General features: G+C 42.9%; 15 protein-coding genes. 11 read left to right on the plus strand and 4 right to left on the minus strand.

The window, feature by feature from the left end:
• Nucleotides 1–10: 10 nt before the first annotated feature.
• Nucleotides 11–1,081: an ankyrin repeat domain-containing protein gene (locus HNR50_RS02600; RefSeq protein WP_184743287.1), complete on the minus strand. Its 1,071-nt coding sequence runs from the start codon at nucleotides 1,079–1,081 to the stop codon at nucleotides 11–13.
• 24 nt (nucleotides 1,082–1,105) lie between these two features.
• Between HNR50_RS02600 and HNR50_RS02605 the strand changes: the two genes are divergently transcribed.
• The 4 genes from HNR50_RS02605 to amrA are packed head-to-tail and all read left to right on the plus strand — an operon-like array spanning nucleotide 1,106 to nucleotide 4,658.
• The gene (locus HNR50_RS02605) at nucleotides 1,106–1,822 is read left to right on the plus strand and encodes a DUF445 domain-containing protein (protein WP_221439774.1); all 717 of its coding nucleotides are present in this window, start codon (nucleotides 1,106–1,108) and stop codon (nucleotides 1,820–1,822) included.
• Between the two features lie 2 nt (nucleotides 1,823–1,824).
• The gene (locus HNR50_RS02610; protein WP_184743290.1) at nucleotides 1,825–3,249 is read left to right on the plus strand and encodes an NFACT RNA binding domain-containing protein; all 1,425 of its coding nucleotides are present in this window, start codon (nucleotides 1,825–1,827) and stop codon (nucleotides 3,247–3,249) included.
• A 32-nt stretch (nucleotides 3,250–3,281) separates the two neighbouring features.
• Nucleotides 3,282–4,109, plus strand: a complete 828-nt coding sequence (gene amrB, locus HNR50_RS02615; protein WP_184743293.1) for an AmmeMemoRadiSam system protein B — start codon at nucleotides 3,282–3,284, stop codon at nucleotides 4,107–4,109.
• A complete protein-coding gene (amrA, locus tag HNR50_RS02620) occupies nucleotides 4,110–4,658 on the plus strand; it encodes an AmmeMemoRadiSam system protein A (protein ID WP_184743296.1) in 549 nt (182 codons plus the stop codon).
• On the opposite strand, the gene HNR50_RS02625 is transcribed toward amrA, so the two are convergent.
• Nucleotides 4,636–7,782 carry a GGDEF domain-containing protein gene (locus HNR50_RS02625; RefSeq protein ID WP_184743299.1) on the minus strand — a complete coding sequence of 1,049 codons (3,147 nt, stop codon included), beginning with the start codon at nucleotides 7,780–7,782 and terminating at the stop codon, nucleotides 4,636–4,638. The genes amrA and HNR50_RS02625 overlap by 23 nt on opposite strands.
• Nucleotides 7,783–7,884: 102 nt before the next feature.
• On the opposite strand from HNR50_RS02625, the gene HNR50_RS02630 reads away from it, so the two are divergent.
• From HNR50_RS02630 to HNR50_RS02645, 4 genes are all read left to right on the plus strand, one after another.
• The gene (locus tag HNR50_RS02630; protein WP_184743302.1) at nucleotides 7,885–9,252 is read left to right on the plus strand and encodes a hypothetical protein; all 1,368 of its coding nucleotides are present in this window, start codon (nucleotides 7,885–7,887) and stop codon (nucleotides 9,250–9,252) included.
• Nucleotides 9,253–9,350: 98 nt separating this feature from the next.
• Nucleotides 9,351–10,502 carry a glycosyltransferase gene (locus HNR50_RS02635; protein WP_184743305.1) on the plus strand — a complete coding sequence of 384 codons (1,152 nt, stop codon included), beginning with the start codon at nucleotides 9,351–9,353 and terminating at the stop codon, nucleotides 10,500–10,502.
• A gap of 9 nt (nucleotides 10,503–10,511) precedes the next feature.
• Nucleotides 10,512–11,285 carry a lysophospholipid acyltransferase family protein gene (locus HNR50_RS02640; protein ID WP_184743308.1) on the plus strand — a complete coding sequence of 258 codons (774 nt, stop codon included), beginning with the start codon at nucleotides 10,512–10,514 and terminating at the stop codon, nucleotides 11,283–11,285.
• On the plus strand, nucleotides 11,286–13,577 hold the full coding sequence (locus HNR50_RS02645) for an MMPL family transporter (RefSeq protein ID WP_184743311.1): 2,292 nt from the start codon (nucleotides 11,286–11,288) through the stop codon (nucleotides 13,575–13,577). It begins immediately after the preceding gene.
• A gap of 82 nt (nucleotides 13,578–13,659) precedes the next feature.
• Here HNR50_RS02645 and HNR50_RS02650 read toward each other — a convergent pair whose 3' ends face one another.
• Nucleotides 13,660–14,229, minus strand: a complete 570-nt coding sequence (locus HNR50_RS02650) for a TetR/AcrR family transcriptional regulator (protein WP_184743314.1) — start codon at nucleotides 14,227–14,229, stop codon at nucleotides 13,660–13,662.
• 114 nt (nucleotides 14,230–14,343) lie between these two features.
• On the opposite strand from HNR50_RS02650, the gene HNR50_RS02655 reads away from it, so the two are divergent.
• The 3 genes from HNR50_RS02655 (at nucleotide 14,344) to HNR50_RS02665 (ending at nucleotide 15,365) form a co-directional block, all read left to right on the plus strand.
• Nucleotides 14,344–14,703 (plus strand): HsmA family protein, encoded by a 360-nt coding sequence (locus HNR50_RS02655; protein WP_184743317.1) that lies wholly within the window; start codon nucleotides 14,344–14,346, stop codon nucleotides 14,701–14,703.
• Nucleotides 14,704–14,922: 219 nt separating this feature from the next.
• Nucleotides 14,923–15,126: a hypothetical protein gene (locus HNR50_RS02660; protein WP_184743320.1), complete on the plus strand. Its 204-nt coding sequence runs from the start codon at nucleotides 14,923–14,925 to the stop codon at nucleotides 15,124–15,126.
• 35 nt (nucleotides 15,127–15,161) lie between these two features.
• A complete protein-coding gene (locus HNR50_RS02665) occupies nucleotides 15,162–15,365 on the plus strand; it encodes a hypothetical protein (RefSeq protein ID WP_184743323.1) in 204 nt (67 codons plus the stop codon).
• A gap of 41 nt (nucleotides 15,366–15,406) precedes the next feature.
• On the opposite strand, the gene HNR50_RS02670 is transcribed toward HNR50_RS02665, so the two are convergent.
• The gene (locus HNR50_RS02670) at nucleotides 15,407–16,411 is read right to left on the minus strand and encodes a hypothetical protein (protein ID WP_184743326.1); all 1,005 of its coding nucleotides are present in this window, start codon (nucleotides 16,409–16,411) and stop codon (nucleotides 15,407–15,409) included.
• Between the last annotated feature and the right edge of the window lie 46 nt (nucleotides 16,412–16,457).

Raw genomic sequence — 16,457 nt, forward strand, 5'->3', positions numbered from 1 at the left:
CCGGTCCGCATCATTCTTTCAGAAGCGGTATCAGAAAATCATTATTGTAAATCTCAGCCAGGTCGGCCGCTGTTCGGCCTTCCAGATCCCGGTAGCTTTTATTCATTCCCATAGCCACAAGTCGAATGACATTTTCCCGGTTTCCCGAAAGGGCTGCATAATGAAGTAGCATTCTCCCCTTTCCGTCGACTACTGCCGGTTCCGCTCCGCCCTGGAGCAGTAAAAAAACAATATCCCAGTTATTCTGACGGGCAGCCATAAGAAGAAGAGGCTCGCCCTCGACAGCAATATCGGGATCCGCACCCTCCTCCAGCAAAGCTCTCGTCGTATAGTACTGACCACTCAGGACAGCTTCTATCAAACCGGTTCTTTCTGTTCTGACTCTTGCAAAACCTATTGTGAGGTGAGCCCCGTTGAAACGGAGAGACAATTTATGATCTTCGCCCTCCCCGCCTCTGTCATCTAGTGAAATAGCAAGGATTCTTCTCTCCTGAGGGCTGAGATAGTAACCGACAACATAACTATCGAGAAGGACAGAACCTTTTGTGTCATTGTGTGTATAGGAGTAGAGAGACTTCACGCCTTTTTTTTCCGACTTTATTATGAGGTTAAGACTGGCAATGCCTCTGTTTCCGGCAAGCATGGTCGTCTCCTCATATATTGAGTACTCATCATTGCCCCAGGAGAAATCACCGGGACCATAGGACGGATTTCTATCGGGAATAATGGAATAATCTCCCAGCTTCTGACTGAAGGATTCCCTATTCTCCTTCCAGAGAACGCCTATGCCGCCTTCGGGCATGTCAAATGGTTCCGATTCAAACAAAACCCGATCTTCAATCCCGTCAAAAATCATAAGAATGACTGTTGAAGACACATTGTCCTGAACCATGAAAGCACTTGCCCCATTTTCCGACCAGCCGATAGGGATAAACGAAAAAGGATTGCCTCTGCCGAAACGCACAGACCGCACCGGAGGATCGTATAATCCCGAAACCCGGTTTCCCCACAATAGAAGGGGAAATAAAAAGAAAAAATAAATTATTATTAACAATTTTGCTTCAAACTTGATCATAGTCATGTATATCAGTATATTTTTCGAGTTATGATAAATAAGAGCTCAATTACAACTTTAATTACCATTATAGTCATTATTATCGGTTACTTTTCTCCGGTCTTCAGAAATCAGATTCTCAATACAGGTTATTTCGCCCTTTCGGGAGCAGTGACTAACTGGCTGGCAATCTATATGCTTTTTGAAAAAGTCCCCTTTCTCTACGGATCCGGCGTAATCCCTCTTCATTTTATGGAATTCAAGAAAGGAATAAAAGACCTGATAATGGATCAGTTTTTCACTTCTGATAATATCAGGCGGATCATTAAAGAGGAATCGGCCTCCCTTATGCCTTCCATTGATTTCGAAGGAGCCATCAATTCTGTCGACTATAACAGAATATTCGAAAAAATCACCGAAGCCATTCTCAGTTCCCGTTTCGGAGGGATGCTCGGAATGTTCGGCGGAGCTTCCGCTCTGGAATCTTTCAGAGAACCAATGATCGGGAAGATAAAAGACTTCATCAGAGAGGAAACCTCATCTCCAGAGTTTATGGCTGCGGTGAGCAGTGAGATATCCACGGATAAAGTCTCTGAAGAGCTTATTGAAAAAATAAGCATGATCGTTGACAGGAGACTCGAAGAACTCACTCCCCAGATGGTCAAAGAAATAATTCAGAAGATGATCAGAAAACACCTGGGATGGCTTGTTATCTGGGGCGGTGTCTTCGGAGGACTTATCGGTCTGGCCATGAGTTTCATTACCTGAACATGTCATTGAACAACAGCGAGATAGATCTGATTCTCAAAGAATTGGATCTTATCTCATCCAGAGTCGACAGGATTAGTCAACCGGACCGTTTTTCTCTTTATCTGGAAACTTACGGCAGAGAGGGGAAACAGAAAATCCAGGTCAGTCTTGATCACAATTCAGTCCGGCTCTGCAGGGTCGACCAGAAGCCGGAGCTTCCTTCAACTCCTCCCCGCTTTGCCCAGCTCCTGACGGCACGAATCAAAGGTTCCAGGATACTCTCTGTTTCCCAACCGGAAAAGGAAAGGATAGTCCATCTGGTTTTTTCAGGCGAGGAGGAAAACTACAATCTCTGGATCAGGTTCTGGAGCGGAAACCCCAATATTATTCTAACTGGTGAAAACAATATAATCATCGATGTCCTTTACCGGAAAAAAAACCAGAACGAATATCCCGGAAAAACGTACCAGCCGGATTTCAGTCAGTTATCCACGAATAAGGATCCCGTTCCAAGGCCTGTGCGGGACTACGAAGGTTTTTCCGACTTCAACAGTTTTGTAAACGATTATTACAATAAGGGAAAAGGGGTAAGGGAATTTGAGAGCAGAAAGGAGCTAGTGCTTAAAAAGCTTAAAAGGAAGTTTTTGCAGTTTGAAAATCTTCACAGGAATTTACTGGAAAAACAACAATATTATTCCCGCTATGATGACCTGCGCCTGCAGGGAGAATTAATCGGTTCATCCCTCCATCTTCTGAAAAAGGGAGATTCTTCCCTGAAGACTAAAAACTATTACGACGGAAAAGAAATATGCATTCCCCTGAAACCGGAACTGTCACCTTCGGAAAACCGTGACGACTTTTATGCTTTATCAAAAAAATACCGACGGGGTCTTGAGAAAATAACTGAGGATCTTGCAGATGTGGAAGAGAAGATCTCAGAGCAGGAAATTCTAATAAATAAGGCTGAGAGAATTGCAGGAACGGAAGAGTTGGAGCTTTTTGAGAAAGCTTTACCCGATTCCCCGGCTGATAGCGAACAAAAACGCGGTTCCGTAAAAATCAATACAGGTCTTAGGTTTAAATCAGGTAAATATGAAATACTCGTTGGCAGGAATTCCAGGGAAAACGATGCACTTCTGAGGAAATATGCCAGAGGTAATGATATCTGGCTTCATGTCCGGCAGCACCCGGGCGGATATGTATTTATAAAAACCTTAAAAGGGAAATCCGTTCCTCTCGAAACCCTTCTCAATGCCGCTAACCTGGCCATATTGTACAGCAGCCTGAAAAAAAAGACTGAGGCCGACATCCATTATACGGAAGTGAAAAATCTCAGAAGAATCAAAGGCGGCGCCCCCGGCCGGGTTCTGGTTAACAATGACAAAAACATTCACATTAAATACGATGAAAAGAGGATTGAAATACTCCGGAACAAAGAGAGTTGAAAGAATATTATGAAAACCGGATAATATATCCTATGGACAAAAAAAAAGACAAAAGAGTGCGGCAGCCCATTGTCGATGGTATATTTTATCCCGCCTCAGGGGAAGAACTGACAGCACTTATAGAATCCTATGCTGAAGATTTAATTCCCGGCGAAAGCGATTTAATATATACACCTCATGCCGGTTACTCTGTAGCAGGCAAACTGATGGCTGAAGCTTTTATTTCAGCAGCCAAAAGGAACATAAAGGAAGTCGTCATTATCTCCCCTGTTCACCGGGAGGAAAGCGACACAATTATTCTGCCGAATTTCAAGTTTTTTGAAACGCCTTTAGGTCAGATTCCCATCAATATGAAATCACTTCACTTGTTTCAGAATGAAGATAGTTTGATCGTCCGCAACGACATTCCCCATCTGGAAGAACATTCCATTGAAGACCAGCTTCCCTTTATTCAGTTTCTCTTTCCAGAAGCAACTATTCTTCCTGTTTTAATGGGAAAGACAACGATTTCTCTGGTCAGGAAAGTAGCGAAAGGGCTGGAACGAGCCTATAGCGGTGATAGAAATGATGTCCTTTTCGTTGCGACGGGGAACCTCAGTTCCTATGCGGGCCGAGAGGAATCTCTGTCGGCAGCAGAAAAAGCACTCTCTCTTTTTTCCGGCGGAGATTGGCGCTCCATAATTGAAAACAGGAGAACCGGAAACATAGAAGCATGCGGAGCCGGCCCTCTCTCTGCGTTTCTGGCCTATTTCGGGACGGCTCTTTCCATGAAAGTGCTAAGCCGGAGTGAATCTGTCGGAAAGGAATCGGAAAAAGGTAAAACAGTCGCATACGGAGCCCTTTCGTTCAAGGAGGACTGAATGAGTCATTTAAGCCGGATTGAACAAAGAAAGTATCTGCAATACGCCCGGGACACCATTGCATGGAAACTCGGGCTGAGGGATACCAAACCTGATTTTGAAACTCAGGGAGGACCTTTCGGCGCTTTCGTCACATTAAAAAAATCCGGAGAATTAAGAGGCTGCATCGGCAATATAGTTTCAGAAAGGCCCCTTTCGGAAACCATCCGGGATATGGCTCTATCCGCGGCATTCAGGGATCCGCGATTCCCGCCTCTGAAAGTTGAGGAATTCCGGGATCTATCTATAGAAATATCGGTTCTCTCTCCTCTGGAAAGAGTCAAAGATACGAGCCTGATCGAGCCCGGCCGTGATGGCCTCCTGATCAGAAACGGATATCATTCCGGACTTCTTCTTCCGCAAGTGGCTACCGAACAGAATTGGGACAGGGAAACCTTTATCGAGCATACATTTTACAAAGCGGGTTTGAGTCCCGATTTTCTTGAAGATGACAAGACGGAAATCTATTCTTTCACAGCGGAAGTCTTCAGTGAGAATGATCTGACATAATATTGAATCTATCGCAGATGACTTCATCGATTTTTTTATAAACCTCATCATCTTTTGAAAAAACCGCTATGACTTTCAGACCGTTGGTTTTCTTTATTTTTTCAAGCAAATGAGCTTTTTGCTCTATATAGCCGGAATTGACGATGATCTGAAGCTCCCGGTTTTCCGCCACACCTTTCAGATAGGCTAATATAACATTAAAATCTTCATCGCTGTACAGTTGAAGATCGAGAATGATGACATCGATATTTCTCAGTTTTTTATAAGACATCTCACCATTTTCTTCATTCATAAAGTTGTAAACATGATGCCAATTATATTTTTCTATTAGAACCCGCTTGAGAATGTCGATATATTCCGGTTCATCATCTATTATGAGAATGGATATTTCCTCTTTAAACGACCTTTTGACCTGTTTGTTATTCAGGCCGAATACGCAGTTTTTCCCGTTCTGTTTTGCCAGATAGGAACGGGCGTCGGCCTGTTTGAAGATAGAAGAAACAGATCTCAACCGGTCTTCCGAGGAATGGGACAGGCCGATGCTGACTCTCTGGTAGATTGTCCGTTCCAGCTTATCGAAACCCATAATTCTGATAATTTCCTTTCTGATAGCTCCTGTCGTGTAATTCTCCAGCTGCAGTTTCAGAAATAATCCGATTATCTGCCGGAATTCGGAATCGATCTCTTTCAGAATACTGTTGTTTACAATTTTGTCGCAGATTTTTTCATTGAGAGAGTCAATGATTTTATCTTTAAGATTCTCACTGAGATGTTCTTCCAGAAGAGCTTCTTCCAGTATTGCGACTGAATCGCTGCCCCCTCCCTGGCCGCTGTCCAGATAGTGGAGAAAGATATTCACGATATGCTCTCTCGGACTCTCATTCTCTTTTTCGCTGTATCCTGTAATTTCACCTCTCTCCCCCCCGATATCGGGCCTTATGAACCTGTGGAGGAATGAAAGCAGATTGATTTCAAAGCATCCCGACTCGGTAAAATCACCGATATGGAATACGACTTCTATCGGCTGAAGGGTTATGTCGGCGAAAATGGAAAAAGCTTTTTCTTCAAACTGCCGGGGAGGGATTTTATTAATTCCGAAACAGAACTCGTCCCCTCCGAACCGGGCGGGTACGGTTTCGAATGTCATGTTGCGCTGGCCTTTCAATAAATGCTCGGCCAGACGGACAATCAGCTTGTCACCGAAAGAATGATTAACAGTATCGTTATAGATCTTAAAAGAATCCATATCGATGAACATAACTCCGAATCCCGGACCTGATTTCTCGTATTCATTGAAAAATGTTTCCATCCGCCGATTGAGAGACTGCCTGTTGTATAGCCCCGTAAGACTGTCCCGGCTTCCTCTCATTGTGCTGACAGCGGAATTTATATTAATGCTGATTGTATCGAGAAGCGTAAAGAAATCGGTGAAAGACTGGGCGAGCTTACCGATGATACTGTCGATCGTTTCTTCGGGAAACTCGGGAAACCTTCTGGTCAGTTTTTCAACGGCTCGCCGTTTTGTCAGAGTCAGATTGAGGCTGAAGGTGGTCCGGGCGATAATGGCCAGCAGTTCTCCAGGGTCGCTCAGATTGAGCATATCGCTGATTTCCTTTAACTGTCTGTAGATAAAAGTTCCCGATAGGTATTTTCCGGCTACCGGCTTATATATGACCGGCAGTTTAAAGTAAAGAACCATTCGTTCCTTGATATTGTCATTAAGGCTGCAGGAAACATAATTCCCTTCAACTATTTCATTTTTATTTAAGGGCTTCGTCCTGTACGAGAAATTCTCCTTTCTCTTATCCTCAAGCTGCCTGAATATGGTAATGATCTCCGTAATGGAATTATCCTCACTGTAAAAAACGACATCTTCAATTCCATAAATTATTTTCAGGATTCTGACCGATTCGTATAGAACGGCATTGATATTCTCTCCCATTCTGAGTCCGCTGATTCTCGACTGGTCATAAAAACTCTTCCACCTGAGGGCATCCTGGGTCTTTTCCCTCTGTAAGATGGGAATGATGACATCGATCAGTTTTCCCGCCGATTCTATAAACATTTTTATATAGTGATGGCTTAATCTGTTTATGCGGGGATCCACATTGTGATAGCTCCGGCTTTTCAGGTAAATGGATAAATAAATCGTTTCCATCTTTTCCCGGTTCGTTCCAATATCTATGTCCCGTTGCAGAAACTCTCTGTTACTGTCGGTTATTTCGCGATCGAGAGCGGTGCTGTCTTCGACGATGCTTGTTTCGGTTCCATCATAGTCAAAACGGTAAATGATTTTTCCATCGGAAAAACTGTAAAGGCCTTTTCCGCTATTGATGACGATAATACACTCTTCCAGATCGAAAGGATTCCACGAATGATAGAGAAAAGTTGAGAGAATATCAAAAAAGATTTTTCTCTTGTTGACCGCTTTCATCCAGACATCGGTATTGTAATTCTGAACTGCCGATGCGGCGAAAAAGTTCTGAAGCTGCTCCTGGAAAATCAGCAGGATCCTCAGACTGACAAGCTCAAGCAACTCAATAGCAGGCTCCCGGAAGAATTCGACGGAAAGTATGGTATGTCCGATCCTGAATTTATAATTTTTAATACCCTCTTTCTCTCCGATTACCGTTACACCCTGGTAAGTGAAAAGACTTTCCGCCATGGGATCAAGCCAACCGTTTTCATCGCGCTTCATTGAAATCCTGCGCCAGAGAACGCGGTTCAATTTTTCCAGGATCAATCGGTCTTCCTCAACGGAAAACCCCAGCCGGAAGCTTTCGGGATTAGCCATTCTCGTTTTGGGATTCACGTGGACTCTGTTGTCTTCAAGCCTGACAAAACCTTTCCGCTGAAGGATCCTGAAAATTTCCTTGGATCTGGCTCCGAATGTATCATAGAAACGCTTTAGCTCAAAAAACTCTGAACATTGGGGAGGCTTTATGAGAGAAGGATCCCGGCTGTATCCGTTTGTCCTTTTGATTTCGATATCGCCATCTCTTCTGTGGCGGAATGTATGTTCATATATTAATCTGATGGAAGGTATGGTTAAAGCGAGTGATTCAATTGTGTAGCTATTTGAGTTTGCCGGCTGGTACAATTCAATTTTTTCAGTTTTTCTCATACACGGAACAATCCACTGGTGTCCTTTTTAATAATTATCATATAATAGAGCCATTAAATGTATAATTTTTTCATTTCAATAATAAAATAATCGGAGAATCGAATGGACTTTACCATATCCAGTACTTCAGAGGGATCAGCCCTTATCGAAAGTTCCGGCAAGACCTACCTGGCCGTTGATAGCGGTCTGAAGAACAGAGCTTTTGTCGGTGTGGATACAAGCCGGCTTCAGTCTCTGCCGGGGCTTATTGTAAGCGGCGGAGAGATAAAAAACTGGAATCTTCAGGGTATAACGGAAATCGATGGCCATACTCTTTTCTACGGACCGGAGTTGTCGGGAAAAACACTGGCTGCCATTCATATGACTCCGGCCATCCTGGAAAAGCTGGCACAGGCCCTTTATATTGTTAAAGACCGCAATCTCCCCGTTCGGCAATTCAGTTTATCTTCGGTCTTTTTCTGCGATAACGGAGACATACTTTTCTTCCCCCCGAGACTTATGGAGTTTCTCAACAATCACAGAGTCAGGCAAAACAGCATGAAAATGATCGTTCCCTGGAATAAACCCGGAATCGGTGGCGATGAAGCCAGAGCGTTTACCCTTGCCTCTCTGGCCTATATAATAGCAACTGGAAAAGAACCCTTTCCCGGAGAAAGCGAAGAAGAGATTGAAAAATTCATTTCATCGGTTAATTATGCATCGCCTCTCATCTTCGAACCGCGTCTCTCAGAAGAATTTGTTTCTCTCATTGATTTGTCTTTCCGGGGAAAAGGATCTCTTGCCCTTTGGAGAAACCTTTTAAAGAAGTGGAATGATTCGGGTATTGTCGATGCATCATTATCAAATGAAGCTGTCAAAGATAGAGAACTCCGGGAACGGAAACGGGAAGACGCCCGTGTTAGAAAGACGAAGGCCGGGTTTTTTCTGACGAAGAACAGATCGCGGCTTATCGCCGCAGGCATTGCTGTCCTGATAATCGGACTGGTCCTTCAGGCGCCAATCTCCAAGTTACTCGAAGCCCCGGTTACTGTCGGCATGACTCAGGAGGAAGTGGTCAATCTCTATTACGATAGCTTCCGAACCCTTGACACGGAAGCACTTGAAGATACGATAACGGCAAAAGCGGGAAAGGGTGATATTAATGAAATCAGCACAATCTATGTCACTTCCAGAGTCAGAACGTCTTATGAAGGCTCAACCGGACTGCTCGATCCCGAAGAATGGATAGCTGCGGGGATGGAACCGGTTCCGCCGGGAACGCAGGTCTGGGGTATATCGGGATTAAAAATAAAAACCCTGGGAAACAATACGTTTGAAGCCGAATATTCAAAATGGTCTCCTGCGGTAGTTGAAGATCCCGACAGCAGCAAACCTATGATGCCAATAGAGGAAAAAACCCGGGATATTCTGCATTTATCCATGGATAAAGACGTCTGGGTTATTGACCGGATTGAGCGTATAAAGAAATAAAAGAATAAAGATTCTCCTTAAAACATTTTTCTTTTTCTTGACTATTTAATTGCGAATCAGGACAATTTTGCGACGAGAAAACAGGAGAACAGGATTTTATGAAATTAGTTATAGTAATTGACACATGGTCAGAGGGAAACGGTGGAGTTATCGCCACGAAAAGACTTGTTGAGGAATTAATGATCCGGGGACATCAGGTGCGAGTCGTGACGACAGGCAGCCATGAAGGTGATTTTTATGAAATACCCGGGTTCGCACCGGCGCCGGTCAGAGAATCTCTGGAAAACATGGGGATGTTATTCGGAATAGGAAAAAAGAAAATCCTGGAAGAGGCCTATAAGAACGCCGATCTTGTACAGATTCAGTTTCCTTTTTTTATGTCCAGAAATGCAGTCAAAGTAGCCAGGAAAATGGGTATCCCCGTATTGGGCGCGGCTCATGTGCAACCTCAGAATATCATTTCAGCCATGGGTAAGGAAAGCAAATTGATGGAGTTCATGTTTTACACTCTATTCAACTACTGCTTATATGACCAGGTTGACACTCTTCACTGCCCATCGCAGTTTGCAGCTGATCTTTTCAGTGCCCACGGAAGCAAAGCCGATATGAAGATCATATCCAATGGCATCCCCGATGCTTACATACCGGAAGAATACGATAGACCGGATTGGTTCGGAGATAAATTCGTGATTCTCAACATAGGACGTCATGCCATGGAGAAAAGGCAGGAACTGCTTATTGACGGAGTTCTCAAGTCCAAATACAAAGACAATATACAGCTCCTTCTATGCGGTAAAGGTGAAGATTCGGACAAATTGAGAGAACGGGGAAAGGAACTGCCCGTCGAACCTCTGATCCGCTATGTCTCCATGGAGGAGAAATTGCACTACCTCAATACGGCGGATCTGTATATGCACGCATCGGTTGTCGAACTTGAAAGTCTCTCTTGCCTGGAAGCAATCGGTTGCGGTCTGCCCTGCCTGATCGGGAATTCTCCCTACAGTGCGGCGCCTCAGTTCGCCCTGGATGATAATTTCATTTTTGAAATGGATGATGCTGACAGCCTTGCCCGGAGAATTGACTATCTGTACGAAAACAGGGAAAGTCTGAAGAACAGAAAAAAAGATGTTTTGCAAATGGCCGAAAATTTCCGTTTTAAGAAATGTGTGGACCAAATGGAAGACCTCTACACAGAGATTTTAGGATCTCCGGTCAATATCAAAGATAAAGATGCAGAAATACTTGTTTAGGAGTTCTTGATGGAAGAAACAATCAGGCCTGAAATTCCGGAAGAAAAAATCTTCGAAGTGAAAAACAACACCAAGAAGATTGATTTTTCCCGTCCCTATAGATTTATCTATTTCGACTGGTGGTTTCATCTGCTGACCATGCCTTTTTTTCTGCTCTGTTATACGGCGGCCTTTTTAGCGACTTTCTATTTCGGCTTCCGTGTACGCAACAGAAAGAATCTCCGGATATTGAAAAAAAGAGGATGTATAACCGTTTCGAACCACTGTCATTATTTCGATACGGTTTTTGCCAATTTTGTTGTTTTTCCGCGAAGACTTTACGTCACTGTCGTACAGAGAAACTACGAAGTTCCCATAGTCAGAAGAATCCTCCGTTTTCTCAAAGCCTTCCCGATTCCGGGAGGTCCTGTTGGTTTTAAAATGATTACGGAGCCTATCGGAGAAGCCCTCAGACGGGGGTATCATGTCCATTTCCTCCCGGAAGGAGAACTTGTCCACCTCAGCCAGACCATTCATCGTTTCAGACCGGGGGCTTTTTTTCAATCCTATCTTCATCAGGCACCTGTACTGCCTATGGTGTATGTCATGAAAAGAAGAAAGCTTTTCGGAAAAGAACTCCCCCCCAACTGGGTTAAGATGGAAATGGTCGTCGGTGAGCCGATCTATCCGCCGCCGCTGAGCCCTGAAGGATCTTTTCCCAGAGAAGCTCTGAAAGAAATGTCGGAAAAAGCTGCTTCATGGATGGAAAAAACCATATCCGATTTTCAAGGAACAGAGAACTAAGTGAAAATAAACAACTCTCCCATTACGGATTTCCTCCAATTTGCCCTGAAACAGAAACTGGCAGCTGTCCTTATACTATCTGTTCTTTTAGTCTTTGCTCTTTCCCGTATTGGCGGACTGAACATCTCGGTTAATATGGAAGATTTTTTTGTATCTTCCGATCCCGTTTTAAAAAATAATGAAGAATTCGAAAAACTCTTTAAAAACAGCGATTTTATCGGTGTTCTGGTTGAGAGCAGTGATGTCTTCGACCGGGAGACCCTTGAGTTGATCCACAGAGTCGGTTCTATTCTCAGGAATGAGGTACCACTAGCCGGATCTTTAATCTCTCTGACAGAACTGGAAAACTTCCCTTTAGGAGGCAATACCCTCCGTTTTGAAGGGGATTCACTGCTCTCGACAGATTCAGAAATACGTGAGATACGGGAATTGTACAATACCATTCCCTCTATCGGGGGAACACTGTTCTCACAGAACGGAAAAGAAGCCTGGATAATACTCCAGCTCTTACCCTATACGGATGAATGGGATCAGTTTTCTATCGGAGAGGAAGCCTATAGGATTCTCTCCGGCATAAATTCCGGCAATATCAGGCTGACCGGCACCGGAGTTCCCATTTACGCCTACAGGAAGCAAACGGAGATGATGTACGATCTTATGAAAGTGCTCATTATGGGAACTCTGGTCGCACTTTTGCTTTCCACATTGATCATCCGTTCCTTCCGCGGTGTAGCCGGTGCCATACTGATAATAATCATTTCCGTTCTCATTGTTTTTGGATTTCAGGGCCTCAGGCATACGACCATAGACAGTGCATTCATATCCGTTCCAATATTGCTCACCATGGGTGTTTCCATTGGATATACCGTCCATATAACCCGCTTCTTCAGACTCTATTATCGCAAAACGGGAAAACGACATGATGCCGTGCTCTATGCCGTTCAGGAAAGTGGAAGACCGATACTCTTTACAGCCTTTACTACAATTGCTGCCCTTTTATCCTTTACATTTGTTGAAATAAGACCGATTCAATGGGTCGGTTTGACTTCAGCTCTTTCTATCGCTGCGGTATGTATTCTGACACTAATCTACTATCCTCTGCTTCTCTCCCTGGGGAAAGATAGGGAGCTGTCAGACGAAAAAGATTCTGCTGCCCGATTTGAAAAAGCAATGGAGAGAACATCGAGGTTTGCTGAGAAACACACTGTTCCCATTATAATCTTTTTCATCACATCCGTTATTATCAGTCTGTTCGGACTGATGAGACTGGAAGTGGATTTCAACGGGATAAAGATGATGGGTGACCGTTTGAATCACATGAAAGATCACATTCACATCATTCAGTCCGATATCGCATCAGGCGAGACTCTGGAAGTCATCATCCAGTTGGGAAAAGATCAGTTCAAAACCCGGGAAAACCTGTTGAAGCTGGAAAGCCTTGAACTGAAGCTTCAGGAGTCTCCGCTTGTCAAAGAGACCCATTCCCTGGCAGAAGCGATAAAAGAGTTTAACTATCTCAGATATAACAGAAATCAGGATCAGTATATAGTACCGGAAAAAGATTCACTGATACGCGGCCTGCTGCTTTATTACCAGAGAGTGGCACCGGAATCAATCAGTCCCTGGATTGATAATGATTATGGAACAGCACGTATTTTTGTCCAATTGAATGATTTCTCTTCACTTGAAATTGAAAAACTTCTATCCAGTACAGAAGAACTTGTTAAAGAAAGCTTTACGGAAGATGCGAGATTTTATATGAGCGGATCTTCTTATCAGATGGCTATTATGAACCAGTACATTACACGAGGTCTTGTTAAGTCAGTTTTAACAGCATCGGCGTTAATAGCGCTTCTTCTCATTATTCTTTTCCGGAGCTTTAAAATCGGGATAATAGCCATGATCCCCAATATTTACCCGCTTCTCATCTGCGGAGCCATAATGGGATATGGAGGCATTCCCATGGAATTTGTTACCATGACCATAGCGCCAATGATTATGGGTCTCGCTGTTGATGATACAATACATTTCATTTCCCATATCCGCAAAGATCTGAAGATAACCGGCAATCCGCAGATGAGCATAGATTTCACTTTCAGAACTGTCGGAACAGCCATTACAGAAACAACTGTCATACTCTGTCTGACTTTTCTGGTGTTTCTGGCTTCTGATGTAAACAGCATACGCAACATGGGAATTCTTTCAGCTTCAGGAATGGCCGCCGCATATCTGGCCGATATTTTCATTACACCATTGCTGATAAAATATTTCTACAGAAAGAAAATTAAGTAACTATATTTCTCCATATACAAGAATTATCATAGATAAAATAAAAATATTTACTGCATTGTAATTTATTTTACTGTAAATATTTTTACTGCTCCGCCGGGTTCATCCCCATAAGAAGGCCTTTTAATGCCTTATTGAATCGAAACTCCTGATCCGGCATATCTTTCAGACTGTTAAGGATGTTAACGAATATCCTGAAAAACAGAACTGCAATCTGGTTTTTTCTTTCACTGAGACCTTCCGGCCAATCGGCAATCCTGCTGAATACTTTCATATATTCTCTAAGGTATTTGCCATGAAGATCTTTTAAATCCTGAAAATCTTCAAAGTCAATGGCATAAAGAAGATTGAGGCTCTGGCCATGCTTTTTCCAGAGATAAAAAAACAGATTTATAACTTCATCAAGAGAGACCCGGTCCCATCTGTTTAGTTCCTCCAGGTAATGCAAGCCATCGGTGAGGATAGGGGATGTAACTTCGAGAACAAGCAATTCTTTACCTGGAAAATGATTGAAGAGCGTCCTTCTTGCAACATCCGCCTTATCGGCGATTTCATCCATTGACACATTGGCCGATCTCTTTTCAAGAAATAAAGATACGGCAGCTTCATGAAGCAATGAATGGGTTCTCTCCCACTTGCCCGGTTTATTTTTCATAGGAGTGCCCCTTTAAACAAAACTGGTGAAATCATCTTGACATTATACTAGTACATATCCATAATTGCACTCAATAATGCATATGTGCACTCATGAGTGCATTAAGGAGAAAAAATGCTGATATCTGCTATAATTTTTATTTCTCTGGCTCTTGTTTTTTATACAGCTGGAGTATGGGGTGAAAAACTGACAGGGAGGCTTAAATGGGTCTTTCTGATATTATTCTGGCTTGGCTTTATCATGGATTCAACCGGAACGGCATTGATGTCAGAAATGGCCGGAGCCAATCAATTCAATATTCACTCTCTTACCGGTGCAGCTGCTATAATTCTCATGCTTTTCCACGCCATCTGGGCAACCTATGTCCTTCTGAAAAAGCAGGAAAGACTTATTGTCAGTTTTCACAAATTCAGTTTAGTTGTCTGGTTCGTGTGGCTTATTCCCTACTTAAGCGGTCTTTTTATGAATATGTAGATTTTCTATTGACTCACATGGCTTAAAAGGTGTATTGAAAAATTAATTCTTAGCAGACAACGGAACCTATATGCTAACAATGTCTGCTTATATCTTTAATTCTTGGTAAAGAGTTTCACCTGGAGTGGTGAATGGGAAAGGTATAAGTGACTTGTTGGCCCTGGCGGGAACCAGAATTCTACTACATCCCTTTCCGTCTCTTTCCATTAGGAGAACACTATGAGTTCAAAACTTTGGTTTGTTACAGACGGAGCCAATTTAATCGCAGTTTTTGATGATCGCCATGATGCCGAAAGGGAACTCGAAAAATATGAAGACGATCCCGATTACGATTACTTTGATCATTACGGAATAAGTATCGACGAACTTGATGACTACCCTGATGAATACGACTTCGCTCAGGAACAGGGCTTTATCAGATAGCAGATAAAGATTTTCATTAGTTTAGGAGAAAACAAATGTCTGAAAGATTATGGTTTCTCTCGCTTAACGACGAAATTGTAGGCGTCTTTGACGATTACGATATAGCCGTAGAAGAAAAAGACTTCCTGCAGGAAGAAAACCATAAAGACGATGTGGTTCTGAGAAAAAAGTTCCTGAGAAAGTTGGAAAAATATACCGATGAATACGATATGGCCAGAGAAAGAGGCTATATCAAATAAAGATTCCATATGGAGCCGTAATTCACGGCTCCATATGATTGTTAAACAAGACCTAACAGGCTCAAAATGTACAATAGAGAGCCTATTCCAGTCAGTATCATTCCCGCATAAAAGAATTTGATGATCACTTTTGTCGAGAATGATTTCATCTCACTTCTATTGGAGATTTCTCTGTAATAATCGAGCATGGCACTGCGGTTTTTCACATATGTCCTGCATCCCGGGCTATCTGATATGTAATGCTGGGCATAAGGAAAACAAAGGACTTTTGACGGCTCCTCCTCCGCAAGCCCCGGGAACAGAGAATTGATTTCAACATTGATATCTTCCACAGGGATATCAAGAGACTGTTCAACTTCAGAGGGATCAAAAATAACAGCAAAGGGATTATCATCATTATCAGAAAGATTTTTAATATGAGCGATGGAAGTGTTTCCCATCAGCCATAAAGGCTGATCGAGTTTTCTAAGTTTTCCCCGCTTGATTGATCCTTTAGCTTTTATTTGCCGCCCGGTCTTTTTTTCGATAAAATCCAGATGAATCTCGCCTCTGGAACTGGTTGTTATATAGGATTTTTCGCAATTTGGCGCTTCGATTCCCGATCTGGGCATGGCTATAAGCGTATTGCTGAGCACGTCGAGAAAGATCCAGGAAATTAAGCCGGTTTCTTTATCCTCAGCGATGAGATAACACTCAAGTCTGGCCCCCCAGAAGGTAGTGGCCCTTGTGTTGAATATACCAATTCCGAAATAATGCTCCGGTTCCTCGTCGGCGAAAATCCTGCTTTTTTTTAGTTCATATCGCGCAGGAAGAAGAGATCTGGCTTTTTCAACGTCTTTTAGCTTATAAAAAAGAAAAAAGCTGTAGGGTTCAATAACAAATCCAATATAGGGATTTTGTTTTGATGTTTTGAGTAAAACCCTCTTGAAAAGGGATTTAGGCAGTAATTTGCGGAACTTCTGAAAGAAAAAAAGAAGACTCACTTCTTCGGGATCAATGAGATTTTCCACATTTTCAATAAATTTTTTATCGTCGATATTTTCCATAGATGAAAAGTTTCGATGATGCCAAATGATCCGTCAAGTACTTTTA

Source organism: Spirochaeta isovalerica, assembly GCF_014207565.1.
Classification (GTDB): Bacteria; Spirochaetota; Spirochaetia; order DSM-2461; family DSM-2461; genus Spirochaeta_F; species Spirochaeta_F isovalerica.